This is a genomic window from Cellulophaga fucicola (assembly GCF_900119145.1).
GTDB lineage: Bacteria > Bacteroidota > Bacteroidia > Flavobacteriales > Flavobacteriaceae > Cellulophaga > Cellulophaga fucicola.
In genome coordinates this window covers 130992-153798 of the sequence record NZ_FPIY01000003.1, presented here as the reverse complement: position 1 = coordinate 153798, position 22807 = coordinate 130992, and the positions used below count along the sequence as shown (strand labels likewise).

The window sequence follows — 22807 nt, the reverse complement described above, 5'->3', positions numbered from 1 at the left end:
GCTTTATTATTTCTAAGTTTAATATGTTATTTACTGAGGCCTAAAAAATAAAGTATATAAAGTTCCTGTTCCTCCTGCTCCTCCGCCAAAATTTACAGCAATAGAACCATCACCCTTTAAGTCGCCAGCAAAAGATATAGAACGAGAAAAACGTTCTTCCGATTCTAAATTTAATTCAAAACCACCATCATCATTATTAATTCGGCTAAATGATTTAACCGTTTTATCTTCATTTAGGTACAAAATATAGCCCCAGCCTTCATATTGTTGGTTAGCCCCAGTAATTAAATCTGGAATACCATCGCCATCTATATCTCCTGCAGCACACATAGCGTGTCCAAAATTTGCGCCATAAGTACCATTAGGGTTAACATCAGATGTTAATTCATCTGTAAAGCCGTTTAGGCCTTCAGTAATTTTAATTTTAGAGATTACATTGTAGGTAGTATTGTCTAAAGAGAGTATCCAAACTGCTCCCTTACCTCCGTTAGACATAAAAGCACCAACGGCTAACTCTTTGTTGCCGTCATTATCTATATCTCCTAGCATAGCAACTTCTCTACCGCCAAATTGGTCATCATCTCCTAGCCCTGCTCCTAGGCCTCCTTGAGTGTCACTAATGGTTACTGTATTGCCATACATAACTTTAGACTCATCATTTAAAAACAATATATCTATAGCACCACGATTATTTCCGCCATCATTAGATCCAGGAACGCAGGCAACTAAATCTATTCTATTATCTCCGTTTAAATCGCCTATAGCAGTTAAGCCATTAGCAATAATATTTTCATTCTTAACAAAACTCTTAACGGTGCCGTCGGTGTTTAAATGTATAATGTATAGCGAATTGTTTGGAGCTACAGGAGAAGAAACGGCTATATCTGGAATACCATCGTTATTGTAATCTCCAATACCTGCTACGCCATAACCAAAAAAGTTGCCAGCATTTAATGTATCTGTAAAGCCACCAGCAAGCATAGATATTTTTTGATTAGATTTTACTGTTCCGTCATTGTTCATAAATAAAATATAAACTGCTCCTGCATCTGTAGCTCCATCATCGTCAGAACGAGCGCCAACAATAAAATCTGTTACTCCATCTCCATCAACATCTCCTATTTTGTCATGATCTCTTCCAAATCTATCTCCACTTTCTAAGCCTGCAGTAAATCCTGCTTGTCCTTCATTAATGGTAACAAAGCCTTCTGCTTTGTATGCATTAGTTGTTGTAGTTGTTTCTGCTTTTTTAGAATCGTCATCGTGGCTACAACTTACTATTGTTGCTACAGCTATTAGTAGGGCAAACTTTTTCATAGATTTAATTTAGATATATCTATGACCTCTTTATTGTAGAATAGTTTAATTAAGTAACTTTTTTTCTTTAAAACGAAAGCAAAACAAAACCCCTTTAGAAAACTCTAAAGGGGTTTTTGTTTGTAAAGCAATATGGTGGAGAATACCGGAGTCGAACCGGTGACCTCTTGCCTGCCAGGCAAGCGCTCTAGCCAGCTGAGCTAATCCCCCAAAAAGAGCTTAGTCTTTTTTAACACTTAAAACCAATACTGGTACTGGTGCGTAAAATTCCGATTTAGAAATGGTGTTTTTTTCCCATAATTTCTTGAAAAAACCACGCTTTCTTCTAAAAACACAAAGCATATCTGGTTCTTTTGTACGAAAATGTTCTAAAACACCTAAATACGTAGTCACATTCTCTGTTATTGTCATTTTAGAACTAATATCTAATAAAGCACTATTTACACCTAAATCATCATCTGTATAGCCTGGAGTTTTGACCAATAACAAACTTACATTACTATTAAACTTCTTTTTTATAGTAATTAATGGATTAAGTATTCTTTTGCGTTTTAAAACTCCAGATTTAAATGCTGTAAGTATAGTTGTAACAGGTTTAAACTGGTATTCTTTTGGTACAATAAGTGTTGGTATATCTGTTCTTTTTATAATTTTTCCAGAAGTATTGCCAAGGTAAGTGCCCTCGTTAATATCGTTACTTCTTGGTGCCATTATAATTAAATCTATGCCTAGGTATTGTTTGTCAATCTTTTTAAGGCCTTCAATAATAGTACCTTGGTAGGTTACAATTTTTATATCAATTCCTTTTTTATCAACCTTATTAACAATTTCTAACAATTGCTCTCTGTTATTTTTTTCAATCTTCTCTGTAGCGTTAGCTAAACTACCAGCACCAGCAGAGATTACATTAAAAATTTCCATTACATATATAGTTGCATCAAAGTTTTTAGCAAAATCTACGGCATATTGTAATGTTTTATAACTCTCTGGAGATGTCCCTATAGGAACCAATATGTTTTTCATCTGTTCTATTTTATAGTTTTATATGGTTATTAATAATATGTTATTTAGATTCTTGGTTAAAGTAATCTTAAGTAGAATAACACATTTTATAAGTTGTATTTTATACTCTAAATTTACAATTTAATTTAAACCTCTTATGATTCGTCTAGCAAAAATATCAGAAATAAATGAAATACTTACGGTAACTAAAGCTTGTGCTGCATTTATGATAGAAAATGGTATTTACCAATGGAACGAACATTACCCAAGTAAACAGGCTTTTTTAAATGATATTGCCCAAGGAGAACTTTATGTTTTAGAGGTTGATAAAAAAATAGAAGGAACCATTGTACTGTCTACCCATATGGATAATGAGTACATTCCTATAAAGTGGTTAACTAAGAGTGATACTAATTTGTACATACACAGATTATCTGTACATCCGGAGCATCAAGGTAAAGGATATGCCCAAAAAATGATGACCTTTGCAGAATCTTATGCAAAAGAAAATAAGTTTGCCTCAGTTAGGTTAGATACGTTTAGTGTAAACAAACGCAATGTGCGTTTTTACGAAGCTAGGGGTTATAAAAGACTAGCAGATATTTATTTTCCAAAGCAAAGCGAACATCCTTTTCTTTGTTACGAACTAGTTTTATAAAGTCACTTTTTTTTGAAAACAATTGTAAACCTTAAAAATATAAATAAGCTAGCTATACCAGCTACAATTGCAGGTATATCTGAGCCGTTGTTGTCTATTACAGATGCTGCCATTGTAGGCAATATTCCAGAATACGGATTAGAATCTTTAGCGGCAGCAGGTATTGTAGGGTCTTTTTTGTCTATGCTTATTTGGATATTAGGACAAACTAGAAGTGCTATTTCTGCTATAATTTCTCAGTATTTAGGAGCTGGTCGTTTAGATGAGGTTAAAACACTGCCTGTACAAGCTATTTTTTTTAATATTCTATTAAGTATTATAATTCTACTGTCTACTGTTTTTGTTGTAGAAGAAATATTTATGTTTTTAAAAGCAAAAGATAAAATTTTAGAGTTTTGCGTATCATACTACGGTATTAGAGTTTGGGGTTTTCCGTTAACCTTATTTACGTTTGCGGTAATGGGTATTTTTAGAGGGTTACAGAATACAAGTTGGCCAATGGTAATTGCGTTAATTGGTGCAGTTTTAAATATATTATTAGATTATATTTTTGTGTATGGCATAGAAGGTGTTTTGGAGCCAATGTATTTAGATGGTGCTGCCTGGGCAAGTTTACTATCGCAAGGAGTAATGGCAATAATTGCATTTTTCTTACTGGTTTTAAAAACAGATATTAGTTTAAAACTGCGTTTTCCTCTTCATCCAGAATTAGGGCGTTTGGTAATAATGAGTTTAAATTTATTTGTACGTGCTTTGTCTTTAAATATAGCATTAATATTAGCGGTACGCGAGGCTACAGATTTGGGAGATAGGTTTATAGGTGCGCATACAATTGCTATAAATGTATGGCTATTTTCTTCCTTTTTTATAGATGGTTATGGTGCTGCAGGTAATATTCTAGGAGGTAAATTGCTAGGGGCTAAGGATTATCCTAATTTATGGAATTTAGCAAAGAAAATTATACAATATGGAGTAATAGTTAGTCTAATGTTAACGGTCTTAGGCTTTGTGTTTTATCATCCTATAGGAAGACTTTTTTCTAACGAACAAGTGGCATTAGATACCTTTTATTCGGTTTTTTACATCATAATTTTAAGCTTACCTATAAACTCTATCGCCTTTGTTTTTGATGGCTTATTTAAAGGTTTGGGAGAAATGAAGTATTTAAGAAATACACTTTTAGGGGCGACCTTTTTAGGCTTTGTGCCTATGTTGTATTTGGGTAAATATTTAGGTTGGGGTTTTACAGGAATTTGGATTGCTTTTACGGTTTGGATGCTAATAAGAGGAGCTGCATTAGTGTTTAAATTCAACTCAAAGTTTCGTCCCCTGTTACAAAAAACGTAATTTTGATCTTAGAAAATTAATAACACCTTTATGGGCACAGCTAGAGCAAACGGTAGTTTATACACCAATATAGATAATAAAATAGCAACAATAGAGTTTGGTCACCCGGCTAGTAATTCTTTTGTAGCAGAATTGTTAGATAGGTTAACAAAAGAGATACAGAAATTATCTGTGGATAATAACGTTGCTGTAATTATTTTAAAGTCTGAAGGAGAAAAAGCTTTTTGCGCAGGGGCTTCTTTTGATGAGTTAATGGAAGTAACCAACTTGGAAGAAGGACAACAATTTTTTAGTGGTTTTGCAAACGTTATTAATGCAATGCGTATGTGTAAAAAACTAATAGTTGGTCGTGTGCAAGGTAAGACTGTTGGCGGTGGTGTTGGTTTAGCAGCTGCGTGCGACTATGTTTTTGCTACAGAACACGCATCTATAAAATTATCAGAATTAGCAATTGGTATTGGTCCTTTTGTAATTGCGCCAGCGGTAGAGCGTAAAATAGGAAAAAGCGGTCTGGCAGAGCTATCTTTAGCAGCTACAGATTGGCAAAGTGCATATTGGGCAAAAGACAAAGGATTGTTTGCAAAAGTGTTTGAGTCTAGTAAAGATATGGATAAAGAGATAGCAATTTTTACAGAAAAATTAGCATCATACAATCCAGAGGCATTGCAAGAAATGAAAACGATATTGTGGCAAGGAACAGAAAAATGGGATGCTTTACTAAAAGAAAGAGCAACAATTTCCGGAAAATTAGTCTTGTCAGATTTTACAAGAAATGCATTATCAAAATATAGAAAATAAGCAGATATGAATAAGTTTAAAACTGAGATAAAATGGGGTTTTATCTTTTCTGGTTGTGCGCTTTTATGGGCTTTGTTTGAAAAGCAAATGGGTTGGCACTCAGAGCTTATTGGTAAACAATTAATGTATACAAATCTTTTTGCTTTAGTAGCTATAGTTGTATTTGTGTTGGCCTTGTTAGATAAAAAAAAGAACGATCTTAAGGGAGAAATGACTTGGAAACAAGGATTTATTAGCGGTATTGTATTAAGTGCAGTTGTAGCTTTGTTAAGTCCGGCTACGCAATATATAACGCAGGTTTATATTTCTCCAGAGTATTTTTCTAATATTGTAGCATACATTGTAGAGGCAGGTAGAATGAAAGAAGATAAGGCACTTGAGTTTTTTAATTTAAACAATTATATACGACAGGGCATATTTACTGCGTTATCTATGGGAGTAGTAACGGCAGCAATAGTTTCGTTTGCCTTAAAAAATAAAAAACAATAAAATTTTTAAACTATGGGAGGGGATTTAGTTTTTCCATTATTAGCATTATTTGTAGTAGCAGTTTATGTTTTTAACCGAGTTAAAAACAGTAAAAAATATAAGAGAAAGTAGCTAGTTCTATATAGTTATATATTTGTGTGGTTATCTATTTTTCTTGGGTACTAGATTTAAAAGTTTAGCCTAAAAGAAGAATTATAATAACGCATCAAAATATCATAAATTAATCTATTGTATTTAACCTGTATTGTTTTTAGTAGGATTAAATTACGATGAGTATAACTTATATCTGGGTTCTTTGCGTAATTAATTGGTAATCAGAAAGATGCTTAAAATTGTTAAAAACTTAACAATTTTTTAATATACTATTACTATATTATTAAATGTGTAGATTGTTATCTTTGCAACTTTCCGAATTTTAAATGTAATGTCTAAAAAAATTATTTCCATATTTTTTACTGTGCTTTTCGTTGCGTTTTTATCTGCGCCAACGATTATCAAGATGGTTAATGATTCTATAGATATTTCTGTTTTTTATTCAATCTCTGAAGAGGAAGAAGGTCATAGTGCAAAAAAGTTTTTGACAGCAGATAATTTTTCAGATATAGATATTTCTTTTGTAGAAAAGAAAAACAAGCAAGAGTATTCTTCTAAAAAATACCCAAGACCTCTTATAAACCTTGTTTCACCACCTCCCGATTTTTACATATTATAATTAGACTTTTTTGTGACTATGCATTTACGTGTAGTTACTATTAATTTATTAACTCCTCTAGACAAAAAAATAAGTCAAAGAGGCTAATATTCTATTTAATATGTTTAAAAATTTAAAAAACGACTTACCAGCGAGTATTGTCGTATTCTTTGTTGCATTACCATTATGTTTAGGTATTGCATTAGCAAGTGGCGCACCCTTATTTGCAGGTGTAATTGCAGGTATTATAGGTGGTGTAGTTGTAGGTGCTTTAAGTGGATCTAGAGTTGGAGTAAGTGGACCAGCTGCTGGTTTAGCTGCAATTGTTTTAACTGCAATTGGGACTTTAGGTGGTTATGAAAACTTTTTAGTTGCAGTTGTTTTAGGAGGTGTAATACAATTGGTTTTTGGTATTTTAAAAGCAGGTATTATTGGTTATTATTTTCCATCATCTGTAATTAAAGGGATGCTAACAGGTATTGGTATTATTATTATTTTAAAACAAATTCCACACTTTTTTGGTTACGATTCTGAGCCAGAAGGGGCAGATAGTTTTATAGAAGCTTCAGGTGAAAATACTTTTTCTGCTATTTTTAGTATTTTTGATAATATAGCTGTTGGTCCAACAGTAGTAGGACTTATAAGTTTGGCAATTTTATTATTATGGAGCAATGTTTTAGTGAAAAAAGGAAAGATTTTTGAAGTTATTCAAGGTCCTTTAGTAGCTGTTGCTGTAGGTATTATTTTTTATGCATTAACTAAAACTAGCGATGTTTTTGGTGTTTCTACGGCTCATTTAGTAAGTGTTCCTGTGCCAGATAGTTTCGATTCTTTTATAGGTCAATTTAGTTTTCCTAATTTTTCTGCTATTACAAATCCTGAAGTTTGGATTATAGCATTTACTATTGCATTAGTTGCAAGTTTAGAAACCTTGTTATGTGTAGAGGCTACAGATAAACTAGATCCAGAAAAAAGTGTAACACCAACTAACAGAGAATTACTAGCTCAAGGTACAGGTAATATTATTTCTGGTTTAATAGGTGGTTTGCCAATTACTCAGGTTATTGTTCGTAGTTCTGCAAACATACAATCTAACGGAAAAACAAAAATGGCTGCAATTTTACACGGTTTTCTACTATTAATTTCTGTTGTTCTTATTCCAACGTTATTAAATATGATTCCGTTATCTGTATTGGCAGCAATTTTATTAATTGTAGGTTACAAACTAGCAAAGCCGGCATTGTTTTTTAAGATGTACAAGTTAGGTTGGAAACAATCTATACCATTTTTTGTTACTGTGGTAGGTATTGTTTTTACAGATTTATTAATTGGCATTGCTTTAGGATTAGCTGTTGGAGTTGTTGTTATACTTTTAAAAAGTTACCAGAACTCGCATTTTCTTCATATTGAAGACAACAGTAACGGAAAGCATAAAATAAAAATGACACTTGCAGAAGAAGTTACCTTTTTTAACAAAGGAGCTATTTTAAAAGAGTTAGATAGTTTACCTAGAGATACTTATTTTGAATTTGATGTTACTAAAACAAGATATCTAGATTATGATATTATTGAAATTTTAGAAGATTTTGCTTTTAAGGCGAAAGAACGAAATATAGATATCAAATTAATTTCAAAAAGAGGAATAGTAGAGAACCCAGAAAGTTTTATAGAATTTTTCAAGTTAAGACCTAAATCTAACATTAGTTTAAGTTAGGATCTATGAAAAAAAATAAATATAAAATTTTAGTGCTATCAGATTTAAAAAAGACAACAGTTTCTACATTAAAAAGTACTGTTAATCTTGCAAAAATGATAGGTGGTGAAGTGTCTTTTTTTTACGTAAAAAAACCTTCAGATGTAGTTCTTAGGGACAATCAACTGTCTGCTATGCGTTCTATTAACGAGCAGTACAATAGTACAGACAGTATAATTAGTAAAATTATTAAGCCAATTTCTAAGGCTACAGATGTAAAAATTAAGCATAGTTTTTCTTTTGGAAACGTTAAAAGTGAAATAGCAAAACAGATTGAAGAGCAACAGCCAGACATAATTGTTTTAGGAAAAAGAAAGCCTAAAATGATTAATGTTATAGGTGATCATATTACAGATTTTGTTTTAAAAAAATACAAAGGTGTAATTATGATAGCGGCAAATGACGGAACTGTAAAACCTATAAATTCTTTGTCTTTAGGTGTTTTAAGTGAAAACAAAGAGTCTTTAAATTTTAAATTTACAGAAGATTTAATAAAGCATAGTCAGCAGCCGTTAACATCTTTTTCTGTTGTAGAAAAAGGAAGTAAGCTGAAAGAGTCAGTAAACTCTAAGAATGCTATTGAATTTGTTTTTGAACAAGGAGATAATGCAATAAGTAATATATCTAAGTATTTAGTAAAAAGTAATATTAACCTGCTGTGTGTAAATAGAGCTACAAGTGGTATACGTAATGTAATAGATAAAACAAGCGTGTCATTACTATTGTACGCAAACGCCTAATAATACATAACATAAAAAATATAATATATGAAAGCACATACTAAAGAGACGCAATCTACAATGACTCCAGAAAAATCATTGAGATTTTTAAAAGAAGGAAACCAAAGGTTTCAGAATAACTTAAAAGCAAACAGAAATTTATTAGAGCAAGTAAATGACACTAGTGATGGTCAGTTTCCTTTTGCAACTATTTTAAGTTGTATAGACTCTAGAGTATCATCAGAATTGGTTTTTGACCAAGGTTTGGGGGATATTTTTAGTGTACGTATTGCTGGTAACTTTGTAAATGAAGATATCTTAGGCAGTATGGAGTTTGGTTGTAAACTAGCTGGCACTAAGTTAATTGTAGTTCTAGGGCATACTAGCTGCGGTGCTATAAAAGGAGCTTGTGACAATGCAGAATTAGGAAACCTAACGGCAATGTTAAGTAAAATTAAGCCTGCTGTAAATGCAGTAACAGAGCCAAAAGAAGAAGATTTACGTAACTCTAAGAACTTAGAGTTTGTAGATAATGTTGCGGCTAAAAACGTACAGCTTACTATAGACAGAATTGTAGCAGAGAGCGAAGTTTTAGCAGAAATGCAAAGCAAAGGAGAAATTAAAATCGTAGGTGCTATGTATGATATTAATTCTGGAGCTGTTAATTTTTATGAATAACAATTATAAGAAAATACTAATGGTAGCATTAATCTTAGGGTTAATGCTACCTAATTTAGTCAGAAGTCAGGATAGCGATTTTGGAAATTGGTTAATTTATATTGGGAACAAGAAAATAGATCAAAAATGGAATATTCATAACGAAGTACAATACAGAAATTATGATGCTATTGGTGACTTAGAGCAGTTGTTGTTAAGAACAGGTTTGGGGTATACTTTTAATGAAGGGAAAAATAATGTACTGCTTGGTTATGGCTATATTTTATCTAAAAACTACATAGGAGAAACAGATGATAAAGAGTCTGTAAATGAACACAGAATTTACCAGCAATTTACATCTAAACAAAGTATAGGGAGTGTTTCTTTAAATCATAGATATAGATTTGAGCAGCGTTTTGTAGAGAGCGATTTTAAAATGAGATTTCGTTATTTCTTGGGACTAAATGTTCCTTTATATGCTAAAGATGCAGCTAAAAAGAGTTATTACATTTCTGCCTATAACGAGATTTTCTTAAACACAGAAACCTCAATATTTGATAGAAATAGGTTGTATGGAGGTCTTGGTTACCATATAAATAAAAATATAAGAATAGAGGCTGGGTATATGAACCAGTTTTTTGAGACAACTAGTCGTGATCAATTTAACATAGTTACTTACGTAAACTTCTAAGAGTAAAGGGCAAGATCTCTATTATAAGGTAAACTGTCTATAACAAAAGACATCGTTTTAGTCTTTTTTACCTGTATGATAGAGATTTTATCTATTGTTAAATAAAACATCTGCCTTAAAATAATACCTTTGCAATGCAAACAATTAAGGTATGAGTAATATTAGAATAACAAAGCAGTTTAGTTTTGAAACCGGTCACGCACTATATGGTTATGATGGTAAATGTAGAAATGTACACGGACATAGCTATAAATTATCTGTTACCGTAATTGGTTCTCCTATTACAGATACTACCAATGTTAAGTTGGGTATGGTTATAGATTTTAGCGATCTTAAAAAAATTGTTAAAGAAGAAATAGTAGATGTCTACGACCATGCTACTGTTTTTAATAAAAACACACCACACGTAGAGTTAGCACACGAGTTAACACAAAGAGGACACAGTGTAATATTAGCAGATTATCAGCCAACTAGTGAGAATATGGTTATAGATTTTGCTGCTAAAATTAAAGCTAGACTTCCAGAAAATATTAATCTACACTCGTTAAGACTACAAGAAACAGATTCTTCTTTTGCAGAATGGTATGCATTAGACAACTAATTAAAATTATCTGTTTACCTATCTTTACTGGCAATGAAAAAAATCACAGTTCCAAAAGGCAAAAAAGTATACTTTGCAAGCGACAACCATTTGGGTGCGCCAACTATGGCAGAAAGCAAACCTAGAGAAAAAAAGTTTGTTGCTTGGTTAGACGAAATTAAAGAAGATGCAGCGGCAATTTTTTTGTTAGGAGATTTATTCGATTTTTGGTTCGAGTATAAAACTGTGGTTCCTAAAGGCTTTACAAGGACCCTAGGTAAATTAGCAGAGCTTACAGATGCTGGCATACCAGTGTATTATTTTGTGGGTAATCATGATCTTTGGATGGATGGTTATTTTGAGGAAGAATTAAACATACCAGTATACCATACACCACAAGAGTTTTTATTTAACGATACTTCTTTTTTTATTGGCCACGGAGATGGTTTAGGACCACACGATAAAGGGTATAAAAGAATGAAAAAAGTATTTACAAACCCTGTTTCTAAGTGGTTTTACAGGTGGTTACATCCAGATATTGGAGTGTCATTAGCACAATATTTTTCAGTAAAAAACAAAGCAATATCAGGAGATGATGATGTAAAGTTTTTAGGTGAAGATAAGGAGTGGTTGGTACAATATGCCAAGCGTAAATTAGAAACCAAACATTACGATTATTTTGTTTTTGGTCACCGTCATTTACCAATGACCATAGACCTAAACGGAGAATCGACCTATATAAATCTTGGGGATTGGATTGGCTATTATACCTATGGTGTTTTTAATGGCCAAGAACTTAGTTTAGAAAAACTAGAGCAATAACACTAGTTCTCTAGTACTTTAAATTCTACCCTTCTGTTTTGTGTACGGCCTTCTTCTGTAGCATTATCTGCAATAGGTTTACTGCTGCCGTAGCCTAACCATTTAACTCGGTCTTTATCAATTCCTTTTTCAATTAAATAAGTAGCTACAGACTTTGCACGTTCATTAGATAGTTCTAAGTTACGTTCTTGGGATCCAACAGCATCTGTGTGACCATAAATCTCTATAAAAAGCTTCTTGTTGTTACGTAAAATAGTGGCTAGCACATTTATTTCTTCTTCAGAAGCAGATAGTAAATCGGCCTTATTAAACTCAAATAAAACATTTTTAAACGTATATATTTTATTGCGTTCTATTTTTGGTGTGGCATCTGTAATTTGTGGTACCGTTTCTTCATACAAAGGCGGTAATTCTCTGTCTTTTACTTCAACACTAACATCATCTATGTAGTAGTAAGAAAAGTCTTTTTCATTACTATCAGAAACCTTTAACGTTTGGGTTCTAGTGTTGCTGGCAAAGTTGCCAATGGTAAAATGAGTTTCATACCCTTTAGCTGTAAAAGGAATGTATACCTGCATCCAAATTTGTTTGCTTTTGTATAAAATAGGGTCTATTTGTTGGTAGTGATCGTAAATTAAATCATTAATTTTAGATAATGTTTTACGAGTAACTAAGGTTTTATTACTGCTCTGTACAGCTGAACCGGCAACAGGTTTATTGGTAAATAAAATGCTAAAATCTTCAATGGCTAGGGTTGCATAGTCTGCTAAACTAACGTAAAAGGTAACAATGTATTTTTTATCTTTTTCAAGCGGTTCTTCTAAAGTTCCTTGTATATATTCTCTGTAATCTTTGTTAGAATAGGTAAAAATACCTGCGTAAGCAAAACCACTTCGGGCAATTTGTTTTCCGTTATGGTTTAAAAAACCAACAGTTCTGCTGCAAGAATTTAGATAATCTGTTGTGCCCTGTAAAATAGACCAGTTAGTTACGTTGTCCTTAAATTTACCAATATCTTCGGGGCAAATTTTATAGTCTTCAAAACTAGAATTTTTTACTAAATTTTGCGAGTTACTATGCGTAATAGCAAGTAATAATAAACATACAGAAAATAATGGTTTCATCTATTATATAGGTTGATAACTGCCTCTTTACTAATTTTAGTGAATAAATTGTCAGTTTAGATCCTATATCAAACGTAAACATATGTAGTTTTATTTTGTTTAAAGAGCAGAATATTTACGCTTCTTTTTCGTGTTCCTCTATATCCTTTGTTAGGTCTAATTTTCTAAACCTAGGATTTAGTATTGCAGTAGCACCAACAGTAATAAGAGTCATAGTTCCGCCAAAAACCACGGCCGTTACAGCGCCCATTAATTTTGCGGTTGCTCCACTTTCAAAAGCACCAAGTTCGTTAGACGAGCCAACAAACATAGAGTTTACAGAGGCTACCCTACCACGCATATGGTCTGGTGTTTTAAGTTGTAAAATAGTTTGTCTAATAATCATAGAAACGCCATCTACAGCACCACTAAAAAATAAGGCAGCTACAGAGATCCAAAAAGAGGTAGACAATCCAAAAATAATAATACAAATACCAAAGGCAAATACAGCAAGCAATAATTTTTTGCCTGCATATTTATGTAGCGGAAAATGAGTAGAGCTCAGCATCATAATTGCTGCTCCAACTGCTGGTGCTGCTCTTAAAATACCAAAACCTTGTGAGCCTACGTGTAAAATATCTTGTGCAAATATAGGGAGTAATGCAACTGCGCCACCAAAGAGTACTGCAATCATATCTAATGTAAGTGCTCCAAGTATGGCCTTTGTTTTAAAAACAAAATTTAAACCTTCTTTTAAACTTTTAAATACGGGTTCGCCAATTTTAGGGTTTAGAATAGGTTTTTTAGAAATCTGTAATAAAGTAATTAAAGCAAATAACGAAAAGCCAAAAATTACACACATAGACCAGTGAACGCCAATCCAGCTTATAGAAAAACCAGCTAAAGCAGGCCCTAGTACAGATGCCATTTGCCAAGTAGTACTACTCCAAGTTGCGGCATTTGGGTATATTTTTTTAGGAACAATTAATGCAATTAAGGAGAATATAGTAGGACCCAAAAAAGCTCTAACAATACCACCTAGAAATACTAGAAAGTAAGTTGAGTATAAAATTGTTTCAGTAGTAGTTTGTGCTATAACACTTGGCATACTAATAACAAACAAGCCAAAACTAATTACAGAAAAACCTAAAATGCATTTAATTAAAAGGTTTCTTTTTTCTTTTTGATCAACAATATGCCCTGCAAATAGTGCCATAGACACTGCGGGGATAACTTCCATAAGACCAATAATACCTAAAGAAAGCGGATTCTTAGTTAAGGAGTATACTTGCCATTCTATAACAATAAATTGCATAGACCAGGCAAATACCATAGCAAACCTAACTAGTAAAAAAGTATTAAACTCTTTATAACGTAATGCTGCGTACGGATCCATTTTAGTTTGTTTGATACAACAAAAGTATTATAAAAAACAGAAAGTAAGCTGTATTAATTGTTACAGATGTCACTTAAAAAATTATCTACGTTTAACTGAAAAATTGTGCCTTCTATTAAGTCGTTTATGGCTGTTAACTCTTTTGCGCTAACAGCCAAGCTAACTTGTGGCACAGGTGTTTCTAAAAGCATAGCTCTACAAGAATCTTTCTGTGTACAACAACTACAAACAGAGTTAGAGTTCATCGTATTTTTTATATGCTCTGCAAACCTAATTAATTCATTTTTTGTGAATAAAAATCCAGTGTCTCTAAAAACAACTTGTATTTTACTACGGTATTTTTTTGTTTCTTTTTTCCAATGAAAGGCAATCCCAAATTCATTATAATATATAGCGTTTATGTCTTTCATAGCTTAAAGGTTAAAGAAGTTTTTTGTTATTTAAAGTCTCTATAGTTTCTAGTACATCTTTTACTGCAATTGTCATACTTTTTGCAGAAATAGTTGCTCCAGAGATGGCATCTACATTTTCGCCATACACAGGCTTTTTGGTTGCAGATAAGCCAATAAATTGTTTTAGCCAACGTTGGGCTCCTATTTGTCTGCCGTGATCTTCTCTGTAGATTAAGACTTTAGCTTTTTTAACACTAAAGTCTTTGTTTACAAACACAACATAATCAAATACTCTTTTCATACTATTTGCTTGCCCAACATAGGCGTATCCAAGTAGATCTTTATCTGTTTTAATTTTAAAAACATAATCTTTAGGCGGAACCTCGTCACTAGAGATTCCGCTTAAACTAAAAGATTCTGTACCATATGCAAACGCTATAGCAGCGTCTACCTTTTTTTGCAATTTTTCTGGCAATTGGGGGGCTTTAAAAGCCAGTAGCAAAAATGTTATTACAGCTAAAAGTAGGAGTGGTTTTTTATTTTCCAGATGCATTTTCTGTTGTTTTAGTTGATGCAAATTTTTGTATTAAAGCAAGGATCTCTTTTTCGTTAGCATTTTTCTTTTCTAACTCATAAAAATGCATAAACAAGGGCTTTTTGTCTATAGCTTTAGCAAGTTCTATTTCACTATTTTTAGTGTAAACTTTATCCCAGGCAGATCTTACCTTTGTCCAGAATTTGTTATTGTTTTGCCACCAATCTTTTGCAGCCTTACATTGCTCATCTGGTACTCTAACATAAGTGTTGTACCCTTTTTCTTGAGCTAAAAGCACATCTTCCTTACCTGTTTCTCTAATAATTTTATCATTGTCTTGCTCGTGTAACCAACCATAATTAGTTATTTCTTGTCGGTTACCTCTAGACATTACATTGTAATCGCTTCTTTTAGAGTATTCTCTTCTTGGTAATGGAGAATCAGATTTGTTTTCCCAATAATTTTTACCATCTGCGTGTATCCAAGTTGCAGAACCAGAGTATCTTGGGCTATCATCTACTTGGTAAACTAACTGTGTCCATTGCCCTTTTACAACATCTTTAGGCAATTCTGTAAACACCCATTTGTTGTCTTTATCGTAATGAAAAACACGATTGTTTTCGTACAACCAATCTTGTCTCCAATGCTTAATTACCATAGTATCTTTAATAACTAATAAGTGTTGTATAGACAGTTTGTTGTTCTCATCTTCAATTAACTCTGCCCATTCTAAAGCACCAGATGTATAATCTAAGTGTTTCTCATAATCTATTTCAGGAGCAAAAGTCTCAGTGTATTTAAAATTCACCTTAAAACAACCGCACATATCTTTTATAGATTTTTTGTCTTGTTGTTTTTTGTCTTGTGCAACTCCTTGCAAACTAAAGCCAACTATTACTGCGGCTAAAAAAAGTACTCTTTTCATAATTGTGTATTTGTGTGTAATGTCTGTTTTGTTCTGACAAAAATATTAAATTTATTTAGATTGATTAAAAATAACACATATATTTGTCGAAAATTATTAGGAATGATTCTAAATAAACAAAATTTATCTATTTGTTTTCTGCTTTTTTTCTCTGCTTTGGTGTTCTCTCAAGAGTCAAAAAAAGATTCAATAAAATTGAATAAGTTAGAAGAAGTTGTTATTACTGGGCAGTATAATCCGCAATCAATAAAAAAATCGGTTCATAATGTTATTGTTATAAATAAAGAGCAAATAGAGAATCAGGCAGCCAATAATTTGGCAGATTTGTTAAACTTTAATTTAAACTTAACAATAGTACCAAACGGACAAAGTGGAAAATCTACAATTTCTTTTTTTGGTTTAGATGCACAATATTTCAATATTTTGGTTGACAATATTCCTCTTGTTAGTGATAGTGGACTAGGTAATAATATAGATTTAACCCAAATAAATTTAGATGACGTAGAGCGTATTGAAATTGTAGAGGGAGCAATGGGAGTTGAGTATGGAGCTAATGCTGTTTCTGGAGTTATTAATATTATCACCAAAAAATCTAGTGATAGTGAATGGAAAGTACAAGCAATTTTACAAGAAGAAACAATTAGTGATGAGTACGCTTGGTTTAACAAAGGCAAACATATACAGGGATTAAATATTGGTCATAATATAAACGAAAATTGGTATGCTAGGGTAGGTGTAAATAGAAACGAGTTTGCTGGTTTTTATAATGGTAGGCAAGGTAAAGATTACTATAAAAATGATGGCTTAAGAGGGTTTGATTGGCTGCCTAAAACACAAATAAACACAAATGCATTATTAAATTATACTAAAAATAACTTTAAGCTTTTTTATAAGTTTGAGTACTTAAATGAAGTTGTTAATTACTATGATGCAGCTGTTAGGGCTAATATAGATACACAATCACAAACAAGTAACCCATCTGCTACAGACAGAATTTTTACAACCAATAGATTTGTAAATAATGTAAGTGTAAGCGGAAGATTAAATTCTGGTGCAAATTACAAGGCTTCTGTGTCTTATCAAGATCAAAAACGCCATTTAAATGAATTTAATAATTATATAATTACAAACGAAAGAAGTAATGAAACTGATGAGATTTACCAATCTAGTAGTGTATTTTTTTCTAAAGGAAGTATTAACAACCTAGTTAAAAGTGATTTTTATAATTTTCAATTAGGTTACGAGTCTCGTTTTATAAAAGGTTTTGATACACAAGCTTCTGGTGATGTTACAGAACAAGATAAAGAACAGTCTCAAAGTAATTATGCACTATTTAGTTCTTCTGAAGTAAATATTTCTGATAAAATTCTTTTACGACCTGGTTTACGATATGAATACAATTCAACTTTTAATTCTAAACTTTTAGGCTCTTTAAGTGCGCGTTACCTTATTAAAAATGGGTTTGAGTTAAGAGCAAACCTAGGGAACTCCTACCGTACACCAAATTTTGAAGAATTGTACTATTATTTTGTAGATAGCAATCATGATGTTAGAGGTAATGAAAATTTGAAGCCAGAAAACGGTTTTACATCTTTTTTAAATTTAAAAAAACGTAGCTGGATTAAAAATGCGTCGCTTTTAAACACATTAAAATTTACCTACATAGATGTGCAAGATAAAATTGATTTAGCTATTGTAAACCAAACACCATTACAATACCAATATATTAATGTTAATGAGTATAAATTGTGGGGAGTAACATTAGACAACAGTTTAAAAACAGACAATTGGACGTTTAATATGGGTGCTACAATACAAGGTATTTCTCAAGTAGCCAATGATGAAGCAAACTCAGAAGATAAATTTCTTTATTCTTTTCAATTAAATACAAGTAGTACATACCAAATAGAAAAATGGAAAACGTCAGTAACTATACTTTTAAAGCACACCGGAGAACAACAAAACTATAGCGCTACCGGAACTGATACTACCGGAAACCCTACGTTTTCTAAAACAACTACTGGCGCTTATAATTGGTTAGATGCCTCATTTAAAAAATCTATTTTAGAGAATTCTTTTCAGGTTACTCTAGGAGCCAGAAACTTATTAGATGTTACCACTGTAGATGTTATTAGCCCCGCAAATGGTGGTGTTCACTCTTCTGCTGGCAATGGTATTTTGCTTGGCTACGGAAGATCTTATTACTTAAAATTATTATATAACCTTAAATTTTAAAATTACAATTATGTTAAACAAATTTTTAACTATTACACTATGCGCTTCAGTTTTAGCTTTTACTAGTTGTAGTAAAGATGACGAGCCTGGCGAAGCTATTAAAATTGTTATAGAAGGTGCTTCTATAGCTCCAAATGTTGGAGGCCCTAACGAGCCTAACCAAGTATATGTAGATTTAAGTTCTAATACATCTACAGTAGTACAAAGAGATACTTGGGATTTAGGTTTTTCCTCAGGCGAAAATTTTAGAGTAGTGCTTAATGGTTCAATATATATGGCAACAGCTAAACTTTCTGTAACAGATATTGATGCTATAAACTCAACATCACAAGAAATTAAAGATTTACAACCACAGGTAGCTATTGGTACTTTTAATCCTGCAAATTCTGAATTTGTTGATGCTCCAGATGGTAACATTTTAGAAACCGCTATAGATGAAATTTCTAGCACAGATGCCAATAACCCAGTATACCTAGTGAATTTAGGTTTTAAAGTTGGTACAGAAGTTCCTGGTACAGGAAGTGTTGCTGTTAGTGGAGATTCTAGAGGCTGGAAAAAAGTTAGAATTCTAAGAAATGGTGATGATTATGTTTTACAATATGCAGATTTAGATGATACAACACATAAAGAAGTAACCATTTCTAAAAGTGGCGACTATAATTTTACATTTTTTAGTTTTGATACAGAGACAGAAGTTAATGTTGAACCTAAAAAGGAGAATTGGGATTTAAATTTTACTGTTTTTACTAATGAAATAGAAGGGTATGGCTCTTATGGATATTCAGATTTTGTGGTTAACAATACAAAAGCTAATTCTCAAGTATATATGATAGATACAGAAGTTGAAACCGATTTAAATTATGACAATTTTACGTTAGCAAATGTTGATGCTTCTAAATTTATTAATGACCAAAGAGGTGTAGGGAGCAGTTGGAGAAATGGTGGAGGTCCTGGTGCTTTACCATCTTTAAAAGACAATGTTTTTTATGTGATGTCTGATACCGATGGAAACTTATACAAAATTAAGTTTTTAGCACTTACAAATGCAGATGGCGAACGTGGAAATCCAGAGTTTGTGTATTCTTTATTACAGTAAAAACCATAATAATTATTTACCCTTAAAAAAGGGGCAATGTCAAAGTTAAGTTTTGAGTTAGTTTTTTTTGAGAGCCCAGGCATTAGTGTTTGGGCTTTTTTTATCTAATATCTCTAAGCTTCAATTGTAAAGTTACGTTGCCTTTCCATTCGTTTTCATCTAAAGAAAACACAGCGCTAAATGGCTTTTTGTTTTGCACTAAAGATAATTTATCTCCTAAGTTAAAACCAATAGCACCTATAGGGCTAGAACCGTTTTGTACTGCAGCTAGTTTTAAATGCGCCTCTTCTTGGCCAACACCTTTTGCATAACCTGTGTCTTGTAAATTTTCGGTCATAAAAATAGGTGACATATTTCCTGGTCCAAAAGGTTCCATTTGCTTAATAATACGCATAAGCTTTGGACTTATTTCGTTAAAATTAAGTGTTGCGTCTATGCCAATTTCAGGCACTAATAAATTGGGGTCTATGGTTTCTGCAACCACTTTTTCAAACTGATTTTTAAAACCGGTGTACTGAGATTCAGCTAATGTTAAGCCTGCAGCATATTTATGTCCGCCAAACTGTTCTATATGTTCTGCGCAAGCTTCCAGGGCATTGTAAACATCAAAATCTTTAACAGAACGTGCAGATGCAGCTAGTTTTTCTCCACTTTTAGTAAAAACCAAAGTAGGTCTGTAATACGTTTCGGTAAGTCTAGATGCAACAATGCCAATAACACCTTTGTGCCAGTTTTCATTATAAACTACAGAGGTAAAACGCTCTTCTTCTTTATTGTCTGTAATTTGTATTAAAGCTTCTTTGGTAATTTCCTGGTCTAGTTCTCGCCTATCAGAATTGTATTGTTCTATAGCAGCAGCAAATTCTTCGGCTTGTTCTATGTTGGTTTCTGTTAGTAAATTTACGGCGTGCAAACCGTGAACCATACGCCCCGCAGCATTTATGCGAGGTGCAATTACAAAAACAACGTCTGTAATAGTAAGTACGTCTTTTTTAATTTGATTTATAATAGCTTTAAAACCTGCTCTAGGGTAACTATTTATAACCTGTAAGCCAAAATAAGCAAGTACTCTGTTTTCTCCTGTAATAGGGACAATATCTGCACCAATTGCAGTAGCAACTAAATCTAGATAAGGTACTAAATCTTCTATAGTTTGTTCTCTTCTAGAGCCCAAAGCTTGTATCAGTTTAAAGCCAACACCACAACCACAAAGCTCATCATAAGGGTAATTACAGTCTGCCCTTTTGGCATCTAAAACAGCAACAGCATTTGGTAGTGTAGCACCAGGTCTGTGGTGGTCACAAATAATAAAATCTACACCTTTTTCTTTTGCATAAGCTACTTTATCAACCGCTTTTACACCACAATCTAATGCTATAATTAGACTAATGTCGTTATCATCTGCATAGTCAATACCTGCATAAGACACACCATAACCTTCTTTATATCTATCTGGAATATAAGTAGTAACATTTGGATAGTAACTTTGTAAATAAGAAGATACTAAGGCTACTGAAGTTGTACCATCTACATCATAATCGCCAAAAACCATTATATTTTCTTCATTAGCAATAGCTTGCTCTATACGTGCAATAGCTAGGTCCATGTCTTTTAATAAAAATGGGTCGTGTAAATCGGATAACTGAGGTCTAAAGAATTTTTTAGCTTCTTCAAAAGTATCTATGCCGCGCTGTATTAAAAGTTTAGCCACAATTTCATCAACCTGTAATGCATTTTGTAGTTCGGCTACTTTTGCAGCATCAGGTTTAGGTTTTATGGTCCAGCGCATGTGGTGTTTTTTGTATTTAAGAGTTAAGAAAAGTTCAAGTTCAAAGAGTCAAGATAAAAAGTATAAGCAAGAACTTATTTCTAGAACCTTTAGTTCTCAATAGCTAATTAAGCGTGATGAAAAATAGTTTTAATATCTAATGTTGCAAAGCGTCTAAACATTTCCATAACACCGCAATATTTTTCAACTGATAAATCTACCGCACGTTGTAATTTTTTTTCATCCAAGTTGCTACCGTGAAAATGGTATTCTATAGTAACAGCATCGTAATATTTTGGGTGTTCGTCTGTTAAGTTTGCAATAGTTTCAATGGTAAACTCATCAACCTCTAACTTCATTTTTTTCATTAAAGAAGCTACATCTAAACCAGAGCAACCAGCTAGGCCAGAAAGCATAAGCGCTTTAGGTCTGTAACCTTGTCCGTCACCACCATCTTCCTTGGCAATATCTATAGTTAAGTTGTTTCCAGATGGGTTATTGCTTTCAAAAGCCATGTTGCCCAACCATTTGGTTGTAATATGATTTGTTGTACTCATAATTTTTTTTCGTTTCTTGTAGATTCAAAAATACAACTAAATATAAAAATAACTATGGCTTTAGTAAAACCGTTAGACGCAAATCACGATTCTGAGACAAAAGAATTAGCAGAATTTTTTAATGAGACCTTAGGCTTTTGTCCTAATTCTGTTTTAACAATGCAACACAGACCAGCAATATCAAAAGCATTTATAAATTTAAACAAAGCTGTAATGGCTAATGAGGGTAATGTAACATCTGCTTTAAAACGTATGATTGCTTGGGTTAGTAGTAATGCTACTGGTTGTAGATATTGCCAGGCACACGCAATTAGAGCAGCAGAGCGTTACGGAGCAGAACAAGAGCAGTTAGATAATATTTGGGAATATAGAACACACGCTGCTTTTTCTGATGCAGAACGTGCAGCATTAGACTTTTCTTTAGCGGCATCTCAAGTGCCAAATGCCGTAAATGCAGAAATTAAAGAAAACTTATACAAATACTGGAATGAAGGTGAAATTGTAGAAATGTTAGGTGTTATTTCTTTATTTGGATATTTAAATAGATGGAACGACTCTATGGGAACTTCTATTGAAGAAGGCGCTGTAGAAAGTGGTAATCAATATTTAGGTAAGCATGGTTGGGAAGAAGGCAAACACAACGGAAGCGCTTACTAAAAACAATAATTATAATATATACAGCCCTGTCTTTTGGCGGGGTTTTATTTTTTAAGATTGATGTATTATTCGTTTACAACAACAAGTTCGCCATCATTAGGAATGGCGTATTCATTACAAGAATTTTTAATTTGGTTGTAACGTTCAGGAGTAATATCTAACCAGAAATCGTCTCCAAAAAGATTGAAAAAATACCTGTTATCTATGTATTTCTGATACACGTTTTCTACTTTGTAATGGTACTCAGTAGTTGTGGTGTTTGTTATAGAATCTTTAACTTTTGTAGGGTAGCTATTTTTATTTGCATAATGTATGTACGTTGTGTCTTTACAAAACAAAAAGTTTTTAGGTTCTCCACTGCCATAACTCCAGTTAATATCTGGTTCATGTAGTAAAACGTTGTAAGTATAAGTGTGCGTTGTACCGTAATTAGAGCCTGTTAATATACCAATAGATGTTATGTCTTTGTTCTTTTTTAAAATAGTTAAACGCATACCGTTTGGCAAAACCGAACTTTTTTCGGTTGTAGTTTCTTCTGTGCTGCTTTTGCAACTTAATACAGTTACACTAAAAGCAAGTAAGATGGTATAGGTTATTGTTTTAAAATAGATTTTCATCT

24 protein-coding genes and 1 tRNA gene are annotated in these 22807 nt (G+C 32.6%); 14 read left to right on the top strand and 11 right to left on the bottom strand.

All coding sequences use genetic code 11. From position 1 onward, the window contains the following. Positions 1–30: 30 nt before the first annotated feature. From BT107_RS11415 to BT107_RS11405, 3 genes are all read right to left on the bottom strand, one after another. Positions 31–1317 carry an integrin alpha gene (locus BT107_RS11415; protein WP_084639222.1) on the bottom strand — a complete coding sequence of 429 codons (1287 nt, stop codon included), beginning with the start codon at positions 1315–1317 and terminating at the stop codon, positions 31–33. Positions 1318–1450: 133 nt separating this feature from the next. After that, positions 1451–1527 (bottom strand) — tRNA-Ala (locus tag BT107_RS11410). Positions 1528–1536: 9 nt separating this feature from the next. After that, complete coding sequence (locus tag BT107_RS11405) at positions 1537–2340, bottom strand: universal stress protein (protein ID WP_072303943.1); 804 nt, start codon at positions 2338–2340, stop codon at positions 1537–1539. Positions 2341–2476: 136 nt separating this feature from the next. Between BT107_RS11405 and BT107_RS11400 the strand changes: the two genes are divergently transcribed. From BT107_RS11400 to BT107_RS11350, 11 genes are all read left to right on the top strand, one after another. After that, complete coding sequence (locus BT107_RS11400) at positions 2477–2977, top strand: GNAT family N-acetyltransferase (protein ID WP_072303942.1); 501 nt, start codon at positions 2477–2479, stop codon at positions 2975–2977. 12 nt (positions 2978–2989) lie between these two features. Beyond that, positions 2990–4324 carry an MATE family efflux transporter gene (locus BT107_RS11395; RefSeq protein ID WP_072303941.1) on the top strand — a complete coding sequence of 445 codons (1335 nt, stop codon included), beginning with the start codon at positions 2990–2992 and terminating at the stop codon, positions 4322–4324. Between the two features lie 30 nt (positions 4325–4354). Further along, a complete protein-coding gene (locus BT107_RS11390) occupies positions 4355–5122 on the top strand; it encodes an enoyl-CoA hydratase/isomerase family protein (protein ID WP_072303940.1) in 768 nt (255 codons plus the stop codon). Between the two features lie 6 nt (positions 5123–5128). Further along, positions 5129–5611, top strand: a complete 483-nt coding sequence (locus tag BT107_RS11385) for a DUF4199 domain-containing protein (RefSeq protein ID WP_072303939.1) — start codon at positions 5129–5131, stop codon at positions 5609–5611. 499 nt (positions 5612–6110) lie between these two features. Then, positions 6111–6323, top strand: coding sequence for a hypothetical protein (locus BT107_RS11380; protein WP_084639221.1), 213 nt, complete (start codon positions 6111–6113; stop codon positions 6321–6323). 100 nt (positions 6324–6423) lie between these two features. Then, complete coding sequence (locus tag BT107_RS11375) at positions 6424–8016, top strand: SulP family inorganic anion transporter (protein WP_072303938.1); 1593 nt, start codon at positions 6424–6426, stop codon at positions 8014–8016. Positions 8017–8021: 5 nt separating this feature from the next. Then, a complete protein-coding gene (locus BT107_RS11370) occupies positions 8022–8795 on the top strand; it encodes a universal stress protein (protein WP_072303937.1) in 774 nt (257 codons plus the stop codon). A 27-nt stretch (positions 8796–8822) separates the two neighbouring features. After that, entirely contained in the window at positions 8823–9452 is a 630-nt protein-coding gene (locus tag BT107_RS11365; protein ID WP_072303936.1) for a carbonic anhydrase family protein, read from the top strand. Positions 9453–9471: 19 nt separating this feature from the next. Then, positions 9472–10122, top strand: a complete 651-nt coding sequence (locus tag BT107_RS11360) for a DUF2490 domain-containing protein (protein WP_072304246.1) — start codon at positions 9472–9474, stop codon at positions 10120–10122. Positions 10123–10273: 151 nt separating this feature from the next. Further along, positions 10274–10723, top strand: a complete 450-nt coding sequence (locus BT107_RS11355) for a 6-pyruvoyl trahydropterin synthase family protein (RefSeq protein WP_072303935.1) — start codon at positions 10274–10276, stop codon at positions 10721–10723. Positions 10724–10756: 33 nt separating this feature from the next. After that, a complete protein-coding gene (locus BT107_RS11350) occupies positions 10757–11524 on the top strand; it encodes a UDP-2,3-diacylglucosamine diphosphatase (RefSeq protein WP_072303934.1) in 768 nt (255 codons plus the stop codon). Between the two features lie 2 nt (positions 11525–11526). Here the strand turns inward: BT107_RS11350 and BT107_RS11345 are convergent, their stop codons facing one another. The 5 genes from BT107_RS11345 to BT107_RS11325 form a co-directional block, all read right to left on the bottom strand. Next, positions 11527–12648 carry an OmpA family protein gene (locus BT107_RS11345; protein ID WP_072303933.1) on the bottom strand — a complete coding sequence of 374 codons (1122 nt, stop codon included), beginning with the start codon at positions 12646–12648 and terminating at the stop codon, positions 11527–11529. Between the two features lie 115 nt (positions 12649–12763). After that, positions 12764–14023, bottom strand: a complete 1260-nt coding sequence (locus BT107_RS11340) for an MFS transporter (protein ID WP_072303932.1) — start codon at positions 14021–14023, stop codon at positions 12764–12766. A 53-nt stretch (positions 14024–14076) separates the two neighbouring features. After that, positions 14077–14433 carry a hypothetical protein gene (locus BT107_RS11335; protein WP_072303931.1) on the bottom strand — a complete coding sequence of 119 codons (357 nt, stop codon included), beginning with the start codon at positions 14431–14433 and terminating at the stop codon, positions 14077–14079. Between the two features lie 10 nt (positions 14434–14443). Next, complete coding sequence (locus tag BT107_RS11330) at positions 14444–14890, bottom strand: FMN-binding protein (RefSeq protein ID WP_170854731.1); 447 nt, start codon at positions 14888–14890, stop codon at positions 14444–14446. A gap of 61 nt (positions 14891–14951) precedes the next feature. Continuing rightward, positions 14952–15875 carry a DUF6607 family protein gene (locus BT107_RS11325; RefSeq protein WP_072303929.1) on the bottom strand — a complete coding sequence of 308 codons (924 nt, stop codon included), beginning with the start codon at positions 15873–15875 and terminating at the stop codon, positions 14952–14954. A 102-nt stretch (positions 15876–15977) separates the two neighbouring features. On the opposite strand from BT107_RS11325, the gene BT107_RS11320 reads away from it, so the two are divergent. Both BT107_RS11320 and BT107_RS11315 read left to right on the top strand, forming a co-directional pair. After that, positions 15978–18110 carry a TonB-dependent receptor plug domain-containing protein gene (locus BT107_RS11320; RefSeq protein ID WP_072303928.1) on the top strand — a complete coding sequence of 711 codons (2133 nt, stop codon included), beginning with the start codon at positions 15978–15980 and terminating at the stop codon, positions 18108–18110. A 10-nt stretch (positions 18111–18120) separates the two neighbouring features. Beyond that, complete coding sequence (locus tag BT107_RS11315; protein WP_072303927.1) at positions 18121–19206, top strand: HmuY family protein; 1086 nt, start codon at positions 18121–18123, stop codon at positions 19204–19206. Between the two features lie 100 nt (positions 19207–19306). Here the strand turns inward: BT107_RS11315 and recJ are convergent, their stop codons facing one another. Then, complete coding sequence (recJ, locus tag BT107_RS11310) at positions 19307–20995, bottom strand: single-stranded-DNA-specific exonuclease RecJ (protein WP_072303926.1); 1689 nt, start codon at positions 20993–20995, stop codon at positions 19307–19309. Positions 20996–21102: 107 nt separating this feature from the next. Beyond that, positions 21103–21531 (bottom strand): OsmC family protein, encoded by a 429-nt coding sequence (locus tag BT107_RS11305; protein ID WP_072303925.1) that lies wholly within the window; start codon positions 21529–21531, stop codon positions 21103–21105. A gap of 54 nt (positions 21532–21585) precedes the next feature. Here BT107_RS11305 and BT107_RS11300 point away from each other — a divergent pair, with 54 nt between their 5' ends. Continuing rightward, positions 21586–22188, top strand: a complete 603-nt coding sequence (locus BT107_RS11300) for a carboxymuconolactone decarboxylase family protein (RefSeq protein ID WP_072303924.1) — start codon at positions 21586–21588, stop codon at positions 22186–22188. 65 nt (positions 22189–22253) lie between these two features. Here the strand turns inward: BT107_RS11300 and BT107_RS11295 are convergent, their stop codons facing one another. Then, complete coding sequence (locus BT107_RS11295; RefSeq protein WP_072303923.1) at positions 22254–22805, bottom strand: hypothetical protein; 552 nt, start codon at positions 22803–22805, stop codon at positions 22254–22256. Positions 22806–22807: the final 2 nt, after the last annotated feature.